14 protein-coding genes are annotated in these 17,039 nt (G+C 31.5%); 13 read left to right on the forward strand and 1 reads right to left on the reverse strand.

The annotated features are described in order from the left end of the window. Positions 1-12: 12 nt before the first annotated feature. The 5 genes from celB to L1S47_RS10205 all read left to right on the forward strand — a co-directional run bounded on the left by celB (position 13) and on the right by L1S47_RS10205 (position 5,716). Positions 13-1,344, forward strand: a complete 1,332-nt coding sequence (gene celB, locus L1S47_RS10185; protein WP_238883470.1) for a PTS cellobiose transporter subunit IIC — start codon at positions 13-15, stop codon at positions 1,342-1,344. A 49-nt stretch (positions 1,345-1,393) separates the two neighbouring features. After that, positions 1,394-2,437 carry a mannonate dehydratase gene (uxuA, locus tag L1S47_RS10190; RefSeq protein WP_238883471.1) on the forward strand — a complete coding sequence of 348 codons (1,044 nt, stop codon included), beginning with the start codon at positions 1,394-1,396 and terminating at the stop codon, positions 2,435-2,437. Between the two features lie 21 nt (positions 2,438-2,458). Beyond that, positions 2,459-3,901, forward strand: a complete 1,443-nt coding sequence (locus L1S47_RS10195) for a glycoside hydrolase family 1 protein (RefSeq protein ID WP_238883472.1) — start codon at positions 2,459-2,461, stop codon at positions 3,899-3,901. A gap of 24 nt (positions 3,902-3,925) precedes the next feature. Continuing rightward, a complete protein-coding gene (locus L1S47_RS10200; protein WP_202769177.1) occupies positions 3,926-4,237 on the forward strand; it encodes a PTS sugar transporter subunit IIB in 312 nt (103 codons plus the stop codon). A gap of 126 nt (positions 4,238-4,363) precedes the next feature. Continuing rightward, positions 4,364-5,716 carry a 6-phospho-beta-glucosidase gene (locus L1S47_RS10205; RefSeq protein ID WP_238883473.1) on the forward strand — a complete coding sequence of 451 codons (1,353 nt, stop codon included), beginning with the start codon at positions 4,364-4,366 and terminating at the stop codon, positions 5,714-5,716. A 54-nt stretch (positions 5,717-5,770) separates the two neighbouring features. Here L1S47_RS10205 and L1S47_RS10210 read toward each other — a convergent pair whose 3' ends face one another. After that, a complete protein-coding gene (locus L1S47_RS10210; RefSeq protein ID WP_238883474.1) occupies positions 5,771-6,151 on the reverse strand; it encodes a hypothetical protein in 381 nt (126 codons plus the stop codon). A gap of 403 nt (positions 6,152-6,554) precedes the next feature. On the opposite strand from L1S47_RS10210, the gene L1S47_RS10215 reads away from it, so the two are divergent. From L1S47_RS10215 to L1S47_RS10250, 8 genes are all read left to right on the forward strand, one after another. After that, the gene (locus L1S47_RS10215) at positions 6,555-7,937 is read left to right on the forward strand and encodes an amino acid permease (protein ID WP_238883475.1); all 1,383 of its coding nucleotides are present in this window, start codon (positions 6,555-6,557) and stop codon (positions 7,935-7,937) included. Positions 7,938-8,097: 160 nt separating this feature from the next. Further along, entirely contained in the window at positions 8,098-8,778 is a 681-nt protein-coding gene (locus L1S47_RS10220; protein WP_238883476.1) for a response regulator transcription factor, read from the forward strand. Continuing rightward, positions 8,775-10,172 (forward strand): cell wall metabolism sensor histidine kinase WalK, encoded by a 1,398-nt coding sequence (locus L1S47_RS10225; RefSeq protein ID WP_238883477.1) that lies wholly within the window; start codon positions 8,775-8,777, stop codon positions 10,170-10,172. The genes L1S47_RS10220 and L1S47_RS10225 overlap by 4 nt, the downstream gene beginning before the upstream one ends. Before the next feature lie 109 nt (positions 10,173-10,281). Next, positions 10,282-10,710: an N-acetyltransferase gene (locus L1S47_RS10230; RefSeq protein ID WP_238883478.1), complete on the forward strand. Its 429-nt coding sequence runs from the start codon at positions 10,282-10,284 to the stop codon at positions 10,708-10,710. 32 nt (positions 10,711-10,742) lie between these two features. Continuing rightward, complete coding sequence (locus L1S47_RS10235) at positions 10,743-11,756, forward strand: SDR family oxidoreductase (protein ID WP_238883479.1); 1,014 nt, start codon at positions 10,743-10,745, stop codon at positions 11,754-11,756. Between the two features lie 144 nt (positions 11,757-11,900). Then, a complete protein-coding gene (locus tag L1S47_RS10240; RefSeq protein WP_238883480.1) occupies positions 11,901-12,881 on the forward strand; it encodes a glycosyltransferase family 2 protein in 981 nt (326 codons plus the stop codon). A 26-nt stretch (positions 12,882-12,907) separates the two neighbouring features. Next, positions 12,908-15,133: a glycosyltransferase family 39 protein gene (locus L1S47_RS10245; RefSeq protein WP_238883481.1), complete on the forward strand. Its 2,226-nt coding sequence runs from the start codon at positions 12,908-12,910 to the stop codon at positions 15,131-15,133. Between the two features lie 62 nt (positions 15,134-15,195). Next, a complete protein-coding gene (locus L1S47_RS10250) occupies positions 15,196-16,932 on the forward strand; it encodes a methyl-accepting chemotaxis protein (RefSeq protein WP_238883482.1) in 1,737 nt (578 codons plus the stop codon). Positions 16,933-17,039: the final 107 nt, after the last annotated feature.

The following is a 17,039-nucleotide window of genomic DNA, read 5'->3' on the forward strand; positions in this document are numbered from 1 at the left end:
AGGGAAATATTAATGGGAAATAAATTTATTAACTTTTTAGAAGAGAAAGTAATGCCAGTAGCAGCTGTAATAGCTAACCAAAGACATATTAGAGCATTGCGTGATGGTTTGGCAATAACGATGCCGCTTATCATCATAGGATCAATATTCATGATTTTAGGTAACGTACCAGTACCTGCATTCAATGATTTTATTAACGGTATTTTCGGAAGTGGGTTTACTGCTAAGTTACTATATCCTACACGTGTAACTTTCGATATAGTTGGTATGCTTGCTGTATTCTCTGTATCTTATCAGATAGCAAAAGATCAGGATGTAGATGGTCTTTCAGCTGGTGCAGTTTCACTTGCAGCATTTTTATTACTAATTCCAGTACAAAATATTAATGCAAAATTAAGTGATGGTACAGCTTTAAACTTAGGTAAAACATGGCAAACAGCTAACATGGGAGCCGGCGGCTTACTAGTTGCAATATTCACAGCTATTATAGCCACAGAAATATTTGTATTTGTAATTAAAAAGAACTGGGTAGTTAAAATGCCAGAATCAGTTCCACCAGCAGTAGCAAAATCTTTTGCAGCAATTACACCAGGATTAATAATAATAACATTATTCTTCTTAATTCGTTTAGGATTTGAAGCTACTAAGTTCACAACAGTATTCTCATTTATAACTCAATTCGTTGGAGCTCCATTATCAAAAGTTGGATTATCCTTCGGAGGAATGATAGTTACAGTATTCTTATATATGTTCTTCTGGTCATTAGGTATACATGGTACTCGTGTTGTTTTCGGAGTTATGGATTCAGTTTTATTACCAGCAATGGATCAAAACAGAGCAGCATTAGAAGCAGGACAACATCTTCCAAACATTATTACAAAGCAATTCTATGATAACTTTGTTAATATAGGTGGATGTGGAGCAGCTATAGGTTTGGTTATAGCGATACTAATAGTTGGAAGATCTAAGCAATTAAAAACATTAAGTAAATTAGCACTTGCACCAGCAATATTTAATATATCAGAACCAATAATATTTGGTGTTCCAATAGTAATGAACCCAATTATGATGATTCCATTTATATTATCAAACCTTTCAATTGCAATATTAACATATGTAGCAATGGCATTAAACCTTGTAAGCAGACCAGCAGGTATAGCTATTCCTTGGACAATTCCAGCACCAATATCTGGATTCCTAGCAACAAATGGTGACTGGAGAGCAATAATTCTTCAATTATTAGCAATAGCATTATCAGTAGTAATATACCTACCATTCGTAAAAGTTTGGGATAGACAAAAGGTTCATGAAGAAAATATGATAGATGAAGCTGAAGCAGTATAAGAAGTAAAGATATAAGTAGAAAGTGTATATAGTAGAAGAGGTGAGTAAGATGAAGATGGTATTTAGATGGTACGGTGAAGAGGATCCTGTAACCCTAAAGTACATCAAACAAGTTCCTTGTATCTCTGGAATTGTGAGTGCACTATATAACGTACAGGTAGGAGAAACGTGGCCACTCAATAAAATTGAAGAGCTTAAGAAAAGAGTAGAAAGTAAAGGCTTGGGTTTTGAAGTAATAGAAAGTGTGCCAGTTCATGAGGATATTAAATTAGGATTGCCAACTAGAGATACGTATATAGAGAACTATAAGGAAACAATAAGGAATCTATCTAAAATGGGTATTAAAGTTATTTGCTATAATTTTATGCCGGTGTTTGATTGGACTAGAAGTCAATTAGATAAAGTTTTGGATGATGAATCTACAACCCTTGTTTACTATAAAGAGCAAATTAAAGATATGAACCCTTTAGATGGGAGCTTATCACTACCAGGGTGGGATTCCTCATATAAACTGGATGAATTACAAGACTTGTTTGAGAAGTATTCAAATATTACAGAAGAAAAGTTATGGGAAAATCTTGAGTATTTTTTAAAACAAATTGTACCAGTTGCAGAACAAAATGATATAAAGATGGCAATACATCCAGATGACCCACCTTGGCCAATATTTGGATTACCTAGGATAATAACTGGCGAAAAAGCACTAGAGAGACTTGTGAAGATATATGATAGTCCTAGTAATGGATTAACCATATGCACAGGATCCCTTGGAGCATCAAAAGATAATAATGTAGTTAAAATAATCGAGAAGTTTACACCGTTAGGAAAAGTACATTTTGTACATGCTAGAAATGTTAAACTATTAGAAGATGGAAGTTTCGAAGAATCAGCTCATTTATCAAAATGTGGGTCACTGGATATGACAGAAATATTAAAAGCTCTTTATGAAGGAGGTTTTACTGGATATATTAGACCAGACCACGGAAGGATGATATGGGGCGAAACAGGCAAGGCAGGATATGGACTATATGACAGAGCTTTAGGAGCAATGTATTTGACAGGAATATGGGAAGCAATAAAGAAGCAGAAATAGTAATTTATAAGGAGGAAGAATATGAGTAATAAAAAAGTATATGAATTGCCAAAGGATTTCTTTGTAGGAGCTGCAGTATCAGCTTGGCAAACAGAAGGCTGGTCAGGAAAAAAAGATGGACAAGATTCATACATGGATCTTTGGTATAAATCAACACCTGAGTTATGGCATGATGGATATGGTCCAACAATCGCAACAGATTTTTATAATAGATACAAAGAAGATGTTCAATTAATGAAAAAGGTTGGCTTACAAAGTTTTAGAACATCTATAGATTGGTCTAGGTTTATAATTAATTATGAAACTGTTGAGGTAAACGAGGAAGCAGCTGAGTATTATGATAATCTAATTGATGAATTAATTGCAAATGGAATTGAACCTATGATTTGCTTAGAGCATTATGAATTACCAGCACAATTATTTTTAAATCACGGTGGTTGGGGATCAAAGCACGTTGTTGAATTATATGTAAAGTATGCAGAAGAAGTGTTTAAGAGATATAGCCATAAGGTTAAAAAATGGTTTACTTTTAACGAACCAATTGTAGTTCAAACAAGAATATTCCTAGATAGTATTAGATATCCATTTAAACAAGATACTCAAACTGCTATGCAATGGAACTACAATAAAATACTAGCTACAGCAAAAGTTATTAATGTTTTTAAAGAAGGTGGATACAATAAGGATGGAGGAAAGATAGGTGTTATCTTAAATCCTGATGTATGCTATCCTAGATCTTCAGCAAAGCATGACGTAGAAGCTGCTGATAAGTTTGATTTATTCTTTAATAGAATTTTCTTAGATCCTTCAATTAAAGGAGAAGTTCCAGCAGAGTTAATTTCAATATTAAAGGAACATAACTGTTGCTTTGAGTATACAGAAGAAGAACTTGAAATAATCAAGAACAATACCATTGATGTATTAGGAGTAAATATATACGCGCCTACAAGAGTTAAAGCAAGAAATGAAGCATGGAATCCTAATGTTCCATTCCATCCATCATATTTCTTTGATAAACATGAACTTCAAGGAAGAAAGATGAATCCATTTAGAGGATGGGAGATATATCCTAAGGTAATGTATGATTTTGCAATTAGAATGAAAGAGGAATATGGAAATATTGAATGGTTTATTGCTGAAAATGGAATGGGTGTAGAAAATGAGTATCGATACAAGAATGAAGCTGGAGTAATCCAAGATGATTATAGAATTGAATTTATTTCTGATCACTTAAGATGGCTTCTAAAAGGTATTGAAGAAGGATCAAACTGTACAGGATATATGCTTTGGGCATTTACTGATAATGTATCTCCACAAAATGCATTCAAAAATAGATATGGATTAGTAGAGATAAACTTAGAAGATAACAGAAATAGAAAGATTAAAAAATCCGGTGAATGGTATAAAAAACTTAGTGAAGAAAGAAAATTTGAATTTGATGATTTTAATTTTGAATATAAATAAAAATAAAAATATGAGGTGATTGATATGAATATATTATTAATTTGTTCAGCTGGTATGTCAACAAGTCTATTAGTAACTAAAATGAAAAAAGCAGCAGAGGAAAAAGGAATAGAAGCAGAAATTTGGGCTGTATCTACTGATGCAGTAGATAGAAATCTTCCAAAAGCTGATGTAGCATTAATTGGACCACAAATAAGATTCCAATTAAAAGTTCTAAAAGAAAAAGGATCAAAGATTGGAGTTCCAGTAGATGTAATTGATTCTGTAGATTATGGTATGTGTAATGGTCCTAAGGTTTTAGCTAAGGCTATGAAAATGATAGAAGAAAACAAATAATATTAATTCATAAAGGCTACCAAAAATGGTAGCCTTTAATTTTCAAATTTAGAAAACTGCTTAACAATGTAAAGGTTTATAATTGGTTTGTGCAATAAAAACAAATTAGAAGAAGAGGTGAAGGGTATGAAAAAGAAAGAATTAAAAATAGTGACAATTGGAGGAGGCTCAAGTTATACTCCAGAACTTATTGAAGGATATATCAAAAGAAAGGACGAGCTTCCAATAAAAGAAATTTGGCTAGTAGATATTGAGGATGGAAGAGAAAAACTAGAGATTGTTGGCGCAATGGCTCAAAGAATGGTTAAGGCAGCAGGGCTTGACTGGAAAGTATATTTAACTTTAGACAGAAGAGAAGCCTTAAAGGATGCAGATTTTGTATCAACTCAATTTAGAGTAGGACTTCTTGATGCTAGAATCAAGGATGAAAGAATTCCTTTAAGCCATGGAATATTAGGACAAGAAACTAATGGAGCAGGAGGAATGTTTAAAGCTTTTAGAACAATTCCTGTAATTCTAGATATAATTAAAGATATGAAAGAGTTATGCCCTAATGCTTGGCTCGTTAATTTTACAAACCCATCAGGAATGGTTACAGAAGCAGCTATAAAACATGGAGGTTGGGACAGAACTGTAGGGCTATGTAATGTGCCAATAGGCGCAATGAGAACTGCTGAGCAAGTTTTAGGAGCTGCTGAAAAAGAGTTAACATTCAAGTTTGCAGGACTAAATCATTTCCATTGGCATAGAGTGTGGGATAATGAAGGAAATGAAAGAACTAAAGAAGTATTACAGAAGGTATATGATCCAAACTCTACTATAGAAGTGGACGAAGTAAAAAATATAAAGAAAACTCCATTTAATTATGAACAACTTTTAGACTTAGGAATAATACCATGTGCATATCATAGATATTATTATATTTCTGAAGATATGTTAAACCATTCTCTTGAAGATTTCAGTAAGGGAGAAACTAGGGCTGAGGTTGTTAAAAAGACTGAAGCTGAATTATTTGAACTTTATAAAGATCCAAAGCTAGATTATAAACCAGAACAATTAACTAAGAGAGGTGGAACTCATTATAGTGATGCAGCGTGCGAGCTTATAGCATCAATATATAATGATAAGAAAACCAATATGGTTGTAAGTACTAAAAATAATGGAGCTATTGATGATCTTCCATACGATTCAATAGTAGAAGTTACTAGTACAATAACAGCAAGTGGCCCAATTCCTTTAAATTGGGGCAAGTTTGAACCAGGAGCAAGAGGAATGGTACAAATTATGAAGGCTATGGAGGAGCTTACTATAGAGGCTGCTATAACAGGAGACTATAATAAAGCACTTCATGCATTTACAATTAATCCATTAGTTCCAAGTGGAAAAATAGCAAAAGAATTATTAGATGAAATGCTTATTGCTCATAAAAAACATTTACCTCAATTTGCAGAGAAAATTAAAGAAATAGAAAATAGATAAAAAAACAACTTATTTTAAATAAAAAGTGCGGAGAAAAAACTTCGCACTTTTTTATTATTCAACTAATCCATAACCTAAGAATTTATTAGTATCTGTACTTAGATACACAATCATATTATTAGGTATTGCTTTAGTTTTTATTGGGAAGTCTACAAGATATACTTCTTTTCCAATGTAAGACTTGTCTGAAATAATTCCCATTCCTTCTTTTAAAGTAATTTTGTCTAGTCTGCTATCTTCCCAAGTTCCGTCGATTTTTTCTTTATCCCTGGAAGGTAGCTGATTATATGCAGTTTCTCTAATGTCTTGACTCTTTGTGGCTGTATTAGCTCCATTTTCATTAATTATATTTGAAGGATTTTTGGTTGATGAGCAACCAGCCAATAGTACTAAAGATATAACTGATGAAATAATAAGTAATGTTATTTTCTTCAATTCACACCTCCTATTTTTCAAAATAGTCGTACATAATATGATATTTAAATTATATTTCATTTTCAATTTAATTACTAATTAAGAATTGTTTACAAGTAATGTAACGAGGATGGCTTAAATGTTATTGATGTTTTATTTAATAAATAAAAGGGTTCATAAGGTAAAACTTACTTAAATAGTATATTCACAATTAATAAATTAATATTTTGACTAAAAAATTAAATAAATAATTAATAAATTGAAAAAAATAAACCAAATAAAAGAGAAATATGAGTAATTATAGGGAAATATCTATGAAAAAATCATAAATTAGTATATAATAGTGAATCGTACTGATAAATTTTCATATATATTAATTTATTTTTGATAATTTAATCAATCTTGATCCTATGAGGAGGACGTAATGAACATATTTAAGAAAAAAACTCTAGAGCAAATACTTGAAGGGGCTAATAAAACTGGTTTAAAGAAAAACTTAAAGGCTAGAGATATAGCAGCATTAGGTATTGGGGCAGTAGTAGGAGTTGGTATATTCGTAGCAACAGGAGAGGGAGCACATGTAGCAGGACCAGCTGTTATATTATCATTCATAATTGCAGCCATTGTAGCATGTTTATGTGGACTTTCTTATACAGAACTTTCAACAATGTTCCCAGTTGCAGGAAGTACATATTCTTATGCATATATAACATTTGGGGAAATAATAGCAATGATAATCGGGTGGTGTTTAACTGCTGAGTATTTAGTTGCATGTAGTGCAGTTGCATCAGGTTGGTCTGGAACCTTCCTTGGAATACTAAGCAACCTTGGTATAACTTTACCAACAGCATTAACAGCTTCTCCAAGTAAAGGTGGTATTGTGGACCTTCCAGCAATTCTTATAATAGCAGTTATAACTATAATGCTATGTTATGGAATGAAGGAAAGTGCAAGAGTAAATAACATAATGGTAGGAATCAAAATATGTATAATTCTTTTATTTGTTATTTTAGGATCTTCTCATATTAATGTAGCTAACTATAAACCATTTATACCATATGGATGGGGAGGAGTGTTTGCTGGAACTGCAACAATATTCTTCTCTTATATAGGTTTTGATGCTATATCAACAGCAGCAGAAGAGGCTGAAAACCCAAAGAGAGATATTCCTTTAGGTTTAATTATGTGCTTAGCAGTTGTAAGCTTTTTATATATTGCAGTTGCCTTTGTATTAACAGGAATGGTTCCATTTAAAGAAATTATTTCTGAAAATGCAGTTCCAGGTGCTCTTGCTAGAGTAGGGATTAATTGGGGTTCAGCATTAGTAGGAACTGGAGCTATAATTGGTATGATATCAACTATATTAGCAGTATTATACGGCCAAGTAAGAGTATTTATGGTTATGTCAAGAGATGGTCTTTTACCTAAGATGTTCTCAAAAGTTCATAAGACACATAAGACTCCATATATATCTACAATAATAACTGGTACTGTAGCTGCAATTATTGCAGGTTTCTTACCACTTGATTTGATAGTTCAATTTTTAAGTATAGGTACTTTATTAAGTTTTATAGTTGTTTCATTAGCAGTAATAACACTTAGAAAAAAGATGCCTGACTTTAAAAGAATATTTAGATGTCCAGGAGTACCATTTACTCCAGTTATAACAATAATTTGTTGTTTATATCTACTATCAAGATTACACTTAAAAACATGGATTGGATTTATAATTTGGCTTATTATTGGTATGATTGTTTACTTCACATATGGAAGGAAGCATAGCGTACTACAAAATGAAGAAAAGTAATATATGAATTGCAAAGTGTCTCAATATATTTGAGGCACTTTTTTTTATTAATAAAGGGGCTGAAACACATAAAAATCACACAATTAATCTAAAATATTTACAAATTTATATGTTAAAATAAGAGAAAATAGAGAACTAAAATAAATTTGAGGTGATTAATTTGCCAAAACGTGTATATCTTGTAGAGGATGAAAAGAGTTTAAATATTTTATTAGAAAAATATCTTCAAAGAGAGGGTTATGATGTAACCACTTTTTCAGATGGACTTTCTGCATTAGAAAGAATATCTGATGAACCGGATCTTTGGATATTAGATATAATGCTCCCTGGTGTTGATGGCTATTCAATAATTAAAGCTGTGAAAGAGAATAATAAAAACACGCCTGTTATCTTTATGTCAGCTAGAAATGAAGAACTAGATAGAGTTGTAGGCTTAGAATTAGGAAGTGATGACTATTTATCAAAACCTTTTTTACCTAGAGAACTTATTATTAGAACAAATAAGCTTATGGAAAGACTTTATGGTAATGAAAAAGAGGATACAGATAATGAAACTATTAATATAGGTGAATATAGGATTAGTAATAAACAAAGAACAGTATTTTTAGGAGACACAGAGATCCAATTGACTAAGATGGAGTTTGAATTATTAAATTATTTAGCTGAAAATAAAAATAATGTAATATCTAGGGAACAGATTCTAACGAGAGTTTGGGGAGAAGATTATTTTGGTTCAGATAGAGTAGTAGATGATACAATCAGAAGGCTTCGTAAAAAGGTAGATCAGTTGAATATTGAAACTTTATATGGCTACGGATATAAGTTGGTACATAAATCATGAAGTTTTTTAAGTTTAAGTCATTAACTATGAGAATCTGGACTACTTTTACTCTTATAATACTTATAATAATATGTAGTATTTCTTTCTTATATCTGGTTGCAGTTAGAAGTTATAATGATAATGCAAAGATTCAAGATTTGAAAGTTGTACATGATATGGTATTAAAAGGAGACAATTCTAATGCACCCAATAGGTTTGATGAATTTAAAAATCTTAAAGGTAGTGAGAATTTCATTGTAAAAAAAGGAAGTAATAATACTACTGAAGTACAGAATATGGTTAAGGCAAAGGATGGAAATCCGCCGCCTGGTGCAGAAAATGGTCATTTGCCACCCAACATAAATGGAGCGGATCTTAAAGCATGGATGGTAAGCTATATAAATGGTGATAACATTTATGAGGAGGTACATAAAGCATCTTATGGGAATATGAAGTTTATATTCATCATAAGTTCCATGGAATCTCAGGACGGTGGTAAAGCATATTTAGTTACCTTTATTCCTAATATACAAGACAACACCATCTTATATACAGTAATTATAATTGGACTAGTATTTATAGCCATAGGATTCTTAACAGCTAAGTTGGTAGCAAACTATATATCAAAGCCTCTTAAAGAACTTGAGGATCATACTGTAAGAATTGCACATAAAGACTGGAAAGAACCAATTAAAATTAAAAATGAAGATGAGATAGGAAGATTAGCTGAAGCTATGAATAGGATGCAAAAAGAACTGAAGATAGCTGATCAAGAAGAAAAAATGTTTCTCCAAAGTATCTCACATGATTTAAAAACCCCAGTAATGGTAATTATGAGTCATGCAGAGGCTATAATTGACGGGGTATATATAGATTCTGTTGAGAAAACAGCAGAGATAATAAAAGAAGAAGCAATAAGCTTAGAGAAGAAGATAAAACAATTATTATATCTAAATACTCTAGATTATGTTTTAGGAAATGGCAATGAAGATTCTGAGTTTAATTTAAATGAATTACTTATACATATTATAAGTAGATTAGAAGTTGTTAATAGTAAAATAGAGTGGGATTTAGATTTAGATAAAATCAGCATAAACGGAAATAAAGATAAAATAAAAGTTGCAATTGAGAACATATTAGAAAACGGACTTAGATATGCAGAAAGTACAATTAAAGTAAAGCTCAAAAATGAAAATGAATCAGCAATACTTGAGATATATAATGATGGACCTAACATACCAGAAAAAAGTATAAATCATATCTTTGAAAATTTATATAAAGATAAGACCGGTAATTTTGGATTAGGATTAGCAATAACTAAAAAGATTATTGATTTCTATAATGGTGAGATTAAAGCAGTAAATAGAGACAATGGAGTAAGTTTTATAATCAAGTATCCACTTAAGGATAAATAAAAATAAATATAGTATAATGAATAGAGGATAGATAGTTAATTACTATTTATCCTCTACTTTTATTCGAAAAAGATTTTTAAAATAGGTTAATTATTGAAAGGGATAAAGAATGATCAAAGAATTAGAAAACTTTGAAGTTGATGAAATTATGGATATATGGTTAGAAGTTAATATTACAGCACATAATTTTATACCTAAACAATATTGGATTAATAATTATGAGGTTGTTAAGAAAAGATATATACCAGCGGCTACAACATTTGTATTTAAAGAGGATAATCTAACTAAAGGCTTCATTAGTGTTCTAGACAAGGCATTTATAGGGGCATTATTTGTTTCGGAAAATTGCCAAGGATGTGGAATAGGAAAGAAGCTAATAAATCATTGTAAGGGATTATACTCAAGTTTAGAACTAGGAGTATATTCGGATAATGTAAAAGCTGTAAGTTTTTATAAAAGTTGTGGTTTTGAGATAATAAAGGAACAGGTTAATGAAGACTCGGGATATATTGAATACATTATGAAGTGGGAAAAGTAAACATATAATATTATAGTAGGGGGAGAATTTAAGTGAAGATTTTATTTATTGGTGGTACCGGAAATATAAGTGGAGAAATATCAAAGCTAGTAATAGAAAAAGGGTGGGATTTATATCTTCTAAACCGTGGAAATAGATTAGATAAAATTCCTGAAGGGGCAAAGGCTATAATAGCTGATATCAATAATGAAGAAGCGGTTTCAGAACTTATTAAGAATATGGAATTTGATGTAGTAGCTGATTTTATTGCATTTAAACCAGAACAAATTGAAAGAGATATAAGGTTGTTCACTAAGAAAACAAAACAATTCATTTTTATAAGTACAGCATCTGTTTACCAAAAACCTGCAACATATCATATGATTAATGAAAGTACTCCGTTATATAATCCATACTGGAAGTATTCTAGAGATAAGATTAAGTGTGAAGAGCTATTGATTGAGGAGTTTAGGAAAAGTAAGTTTCCAGTTACTATAGTAAGGCCTAGTCATACTTATGGAATTGAAAAAATTCCGTTAGCAGTTAAGAGTGGCAAAGGTGCCTGGTCAGTTATTAATAGAATTATTAATGGTAAGCCAGTTATAATTCATGGTGATGGAACATCATTTTGGACATTGACTCACAATACTGATTTTGCAAAAGCATTTATAGGATTAATGGGAAATCGTTCGGCTATAGGTGAAGCAGTGCATATTACCTCAGACGAAGCTATAACTTGGAATGAAGTTTATGATTGCATTGGGAATATACTTAATGTAGAAGTAAAAAAGGTACATGTAGCAAGTGATCTTTTAGTAGCTTTAAAGCCAGAACTAGAAGGAGATTTAATAGGGGATAAGGCTAATAGTCTAATTTTTGATAATAGTAAAATTAAGAGATTAGTGCCAGACTTCATAGCAACTACTAGGTTCTATGAGGGTGTTAGGCTTAGCATAGAATATTTGCTAGCTAATCCTGAGTTACAAGTAGAAGATGAAGAGTTTGATAATTTTTGTGATAAGGTAACTGAGTTGCAAGAAAAAATTATAAGTTCATATAAGTGTTAATAATCTACAAAGGGCAGAAGTCAGTATATAGACTTCTGCCCTTTGTGTTTTTATCACATGAATTTCACATAATTATTTGATATTACTACTACATTTCCTGTCTATAATTTAAACAAAGAAACTAGTAAAAAGGGAGTGCTTAAAATGTCTCAAGGAATTATTCACTCAGTTATTGTACCTCTATATAATGAGGAATTGGTTATTGATGAGAGTTACAGAAGATTAAAAGCAGTTATGGACTCAACAAATGAAAAATATGAAATTATATTTATAAATGACGGCAGTAAAGATAGAACTAAGTTAAAAGCAGATGTAATTTGCAAAAAAGATAAAAATATAAAATTAATTAATTTTTCTAGAAACTTTGGACATCAAGCAGCCATAACAGCTGGGATGGATATAGCATTAGGAGATGCCATTATAGTTATAGATGCAGACCTTCAAGATCCACCGGAAGTAATGCTTAAAATGATTGAAAAGTGGAAAGAAGGATATGAAGTTGTTTACGGAAAGAGAGCAAAAAGAGAAGGAGAAACATTTTTTAAGAAATTCAGTGCAAAAATGTTTTATAGGATTTTAAAAAATATGTCTAGTGTTGACATTCCAGTGGATACAGGAGATTTCAGACTGATAGATAGAAAGGTTTGTGACTCCTTAAAATCACTTCCAGAAAAGAATAGATATGTAAGAGGTCTTGTAAGTTGGGTAGGATATAAGCAAACCTTCGTAGAGTTCGTAAGGCAAGAGAGATTTGCAGGTGAAACAAAATATCCGCTAAAGAAGATGATTAAGCTTGCAGTAGACGGAATTACCTCATTATCATATAAACCTTTAGCTTTAGCAGGATATCTTGGAGGGATAATTTTAACACTTGGAGCAATCTCATTATTTATAAACATTATAAAAGCAGCGGTAAACAATTTATCAATGATAAGTATAGAAACAATGTTTTCAATGAATCTCATAATGTTTGGACTTATTTTTTGTGTACTAGGAATGATGGGACAATATATAGGAAGAATCTTTGATGAAAGTAAGGGAAGACCTATATATATAGTTGAAAGTATTACAACATATAAAGAAAAACAAGACAAAAATGAATTAAGAAAAATAAGCAATCATTAATAGGAAAAATATATGGAGGGAAAATGATGAAAAAATTAAAACTGACCAAAGAAAATATAGCACTAACGATTATTTTAATTATCTCAGCAGTACTTAATTTTACAAATTTAAATATAGAAGGTTATGCTAATGAATATTACGCAGCTGGCGTTAAAAGTATGACAATGAGCCTTAAAAACTTCTTTTTTGTATCATTTGATCCATCGGGTTTTGTAAGTATTGATAAACCGCCATTAGGATTTATGATTCAAGCTATATCAGCTAAGATATTTGGGTTTAGTGGATTTAGCATACTATTACCAGAAGCTTTAGCGGGAGTTATATCAGTTGGATTAATATATCACATAGTTAAGAGGTCTTTTGGAAGCATAGCAGGTTTAATTTCAGCAGTATGTCTTGCTGTTACACCTATATTTGTGGCAGACAGTAGAAATAATACAATAGATAATTTATTAATAGTAGCATTATTATTAGCAAGCTTAGCACTTTCAAAAGCAGCAGAAAAAGGAAAACTAAAATACTTAATTTTAAGCTTAGTTTTTGTGGGTATAGGATTTAACATAAAGATGCTTCAAGCATATATGATAGCACCTGCACTATATATAACATATTTATTATCATCTGCAGTATCTATTAAGAAAAGAATTGCACATCTTGCATTAGGAACAGTTGTATTATTAATAACATCTCTATCTTGGGCCTTTATAGTAGGATTAGTTCCAGCTTCTGATAGACCTTTTGTAGGAAGTAGTACTAATAATACTGTTATGGAACTTATAATAGGACATAATGGATTAGAAAGACTTGGACTTAGCAGCTCATCAAACAAAAGTGGAGGAAACTTTGGTGGGGGAATGAGTCAAGGAAATAGACAAGGAGCAGATGGGAACACAAGTAATGTAGATGGTCAAAACGCTAATAATGGCCAACCTTCACAAGGAGCACCAGATGCAAATTCAGGGGCAACACAAAATCAAAACAATGCTCAAGGTAACTCTCAGGATGGAGGTAATGCACCTTCGGGAGCTCCATCAGGAATGCAAGGAAATCCTCCATCAGGAGGAATGGGACCAGGAGGTAACTTCGGTGGAAAAATGGGACAAAATGCAAATGGACAAACAGGAAATATGGGAGGCTCTGAAGGAGCAGGGATAACAAGATTATTTTCAAATAATAGTTTATCAGATCAAATAATTTGGCTACTACCACTTGCAGTAATAGGGTTTATAGCAGCAGCGATAAAAGAGAAATTAAGATTATCTCTTAAGAATAAGAAGCAGATAGGGATCGTATTATGGGCAGCTTGGCTAGTACCAGTATTTATGTATTTTAGCTTTACAACTGGGTTGTTTCACCCATATTATTTAACAATGTTAGCACCGCCAATTGCTGCACTAGTAGGTATAGGAATAACTTCAATGTGGGAGCTATATAAACAAGGCGGATGGAAATCATGGTTGTTACCAGCATCATTTATTGTAAATGCAGGAGTTCAATTATTAATCTTATCTTATTACTATAATTCATCAAGTATACCTAAGTTTATAATGATAGGAATAACTATACTAAGCATAGCCTCTTCTATTGCACTAGGAATATTTAACTTAATAAAGAAGACGAAAGATGATATGGATGATAAAACGTCTAAAATAACAAAAGGTTTAATAACAACTGCATTAATTGGACTTCTAATTGCACCTACAATTTGGTCAGGAACAACAATGTTTTACAAAATGGCTGGAACATTCCCATCTGCAGGATTAAGTTTAATGACAGGCAATGGTGGAATGGATGGAAGAGGTATGGGAGGCAATTTTGGATCAAATCCAGGAAGTGATAGCAGTACACAAAAACTTGTAGATTATTTAAAAGCGAATACAACAACTGAAAAATATTTGGTAGCAGTGCAATCCTCTAATGGAACAGCAACAAGCATAATAATTCAAACTGGAGGTTCAGTAATGACCTTAGGAGGATTTAGCGGATCAGATAAAATTCTAACACTAGATGAATTTAAAAATTTAGTAAATGAAGGACAAATAAGATATGTACTAACTGGGGGCCAAGGCGGTGGTGGAAATAATGAAATCATGAATTGGGTAAAAGAAAATGGTACATTAGTTCCACAAAGTGAATGGAGTAATTCGCAATCTCAAAATAGTGAAACTAGTACTTCAAATACAGATGATGGGAATGCAAAGAATAGTAGAAATGGGATGTCAAATGAGTTATATGATTTAAAGGCTAAATAGCCTTTAAGTCATATAACAAATGAAAAATCTTTTAACTTAAGCGTATAAGGTGGGGGAACAAAATGATAAAATTTAGAGATATAAAATTGACAAAAAAGATAATGGCACTTTCAGTTAGTTTTCTTATTTTCATTGTAATTATAGGCGGAACAGCAATAGTTCAAATTTCAGATGTAAATTCTAAAATTAATGAACTAAACAACGCAAGAATGGTACCTATTATAGAACTAGGAGAAATAAAAACAAATGTAGAAGAACTGAGAACCCTAGGGAATTCATATATGGATGCAACAGATAATGATACTAAAAAATCAGTAGAAGATAGCATGACAAAAGAAGTGAAAGAAATAGAGGCCGCTTTAGAACAATATAAAAGTGATAGTAACTTTAAAGCAGTTATGGATAATTACAGTAATTATATCGCAGCAAAGGATGCATTTTTATTAGCAGCAAATGAGAGAAATCAGCAAAAAAGCAACGGAATACAAGGACAAATGGATGGAGCAACTCAAGGACCACCAACAGATATGATTAACTTTGATAAGACTAAAGCTGCATTAGTTGATTCTCTTAATGAAATTATAAATAAACATGTTAAGGAAGCACAAAATACATATGATAGTAGTAAATTACTTTATAATAGAACTCTAGCTATATTAGGCGGATTACTTATAGTTTGTACAGCAATAACTATTATTTTATCAGTTGTAATAATTAGATCAATCATTACTCCTGTGAAAAGAGTTACTACAAAGCTTAAAGAAATATCTGAGAATGGCGGAGATTTAACTCAAAGAATAGGTTATAAGAGTAAAGACGAAATAGGTGAACTAAGTCAAAGCTTTGATTTGTTTATAGACAAGCTTAATTCAATAATTAAAGAAGTATCAGTTTCAGCAAAAACAATATCATCCTCAAGTGAGGAATTAAATAAATCCACTACAGCAAGTACAATATCTTTAGAAGATATTTCAAATACAGTTTTAGGGATGGCTTCAGCTACAGCAGATGCAGCAGCTGCTTCAGAAGAAACAATGGCAAGTCTTAATGAAGCGTCTGAGTTTTCAGAAAACACTGCAAATGCAAGTAAAAATACTTCAGCAAAAAGTAAGAAGGCTAGAAGAGAAGCAGAAGATGGTGCGAGCAAGATATCTGAAATAGTTGAATCTATAAAAGATATAGCTAATTCCTCAAAAGATGTATCTTATATTATTAATGATTTGGATGATTCATCAAAGAAGATTGGAGACATAATTGAAATCATAAGCTCAATATCAGAACAAACTAATTTATTAGCGCTAAATGCAGCTATAGAAGCAGCAAGAGCAGGAGAAGCAGGTAAAGGATTTAATGTTGTAGCAGATGAAATAAGAAAATTAGCTGATGAAAGTAACAATGCAGCAAGACAAATCTCAGAATTAATAAAAGAAAATCAACTAAAGGCAGCATCAGCAGTTGAATCTGTAAGTGAAGTTGAGAGAAAAGTATCAGATGGAGTTGAAAAAGCATCAGAAGTTGGTGTAAGCATACAAAACATAATTGAAAACATTCAAGATATGACAATAGAAGTAGAAAATATTGATGAAGCAAATGGGCAGCAAGCTGAGAGTACTAAGGAAATTGAAAAAGCTATAGGAAGTATATCGTTAACCTCCAATGATTTAGCACAGGGAACAGAAAATATAAGTGCAAGCATACAAGAGCAATTAAGTACAATGAGTGAAATAGAAAGAACAACATCAAATCTTTCTGAGATGGCAAAAAAATTAACTAATATAACTTCAGAGTTTACTGTATAAAATTATTTAGATAACCTAGCATTAATTTAATGTTAGGTTATTTTCATATTTTGAAAATTAATATCTACTTTAAGTGATATATTTTAAGTAAAGGGTTACATAAGGGT

Source organism: Clostridium sp. YIM B02551 (assembly GCF_022324735.1).
Classification (GTDB): domain Bacteria; phylum Bacillota; class Clostridia; order Clostridiales; family Clostridiaceae; genus Clostridium_T; species Clostridium_T paridis.

What these genes read in the sequence shown, in the direction of transcription:
- uxuA (WP_238883471.1), top strand. Translation starts at nt 1,394, where the DNA reads ATGAAGATGGTATTTAGATGGTACGGTGAAGAGGATCCTGTAACCCTA.
- L1S47_RS10205 (WP_238883473.1), top strand. Translation starts at nt 4,364, where the DNA reads ATGAAAAAGAAAGAATTAAAAATAGTGACAATTGGAGGAGGCTCAAGT.
- L1S47_RS10215 (WP_238883475.1), top strand. Translation starts at nt 6,555, where the DNA reads ATGAACATATTTAAGAAAAAAACTCTAGAGCAAATACTTGAAGGGGCT.
- L1S47_RS10195 (WP_238883472.1), top strand. Translation starts at nt 2,459, where the DNA reads ATGAGTAATAAAAAAGTATATGAATTGCCAAAGGATTTCTTTGTAGGA.
- L1S47_RS10250 (WP_238883482.1), top strand. Translation starts at nt 15,196, where the DNA reads ATGATAAAATTTAGAGATATAAAATTGACAAAAAAGATAATGGCACTT.
- L1S47_RS10225 (WP_238883477.1), top strand. Translation starts at nt 8,775, where the DNA reads ATGAAGTTTTTTAAGTTTAAGTCATTAACTATGAGAATCTGGACTACT.
- L1S47_RS10230 (WP_238883478.1), top strand. Translation starts at nt 10,282, where the DNA reads ATGATCAAAGAATTAGAAAACTTTGAAGTTGATGAAATTATGGATATA.
- L1S47_RS10240 (WP_238883480.1), top strand. Translation starts at nt 11,901, where the DNA reads ATGTCTCAAGGAATTATTCACTCAGTTATTGTACCTCTATATAATGAG.
- L1S47_RS10245 (WP_238883481.1), top strand. Translation starts at nt 12,908, where the DNA reads ATGAAAAAATTAAAACTGACCAAAGAAAATATAGCACTAACGATTATT.
- celB (WP_238883470.1), top strand. Translation starts at nt 13, where the DNA reads ATGGGAAATAAATTTATTAACTTTTTAGAAGAGAAAGTAATGCCAGTA.
- L1S47_RS10200 (WP_202769177.1), top strand. Translation starts at nt 3,926, where the DNA reads ATGAATATATTATTAATTTGTTCAGCTGGTATGTCAACAAGTCTATTA.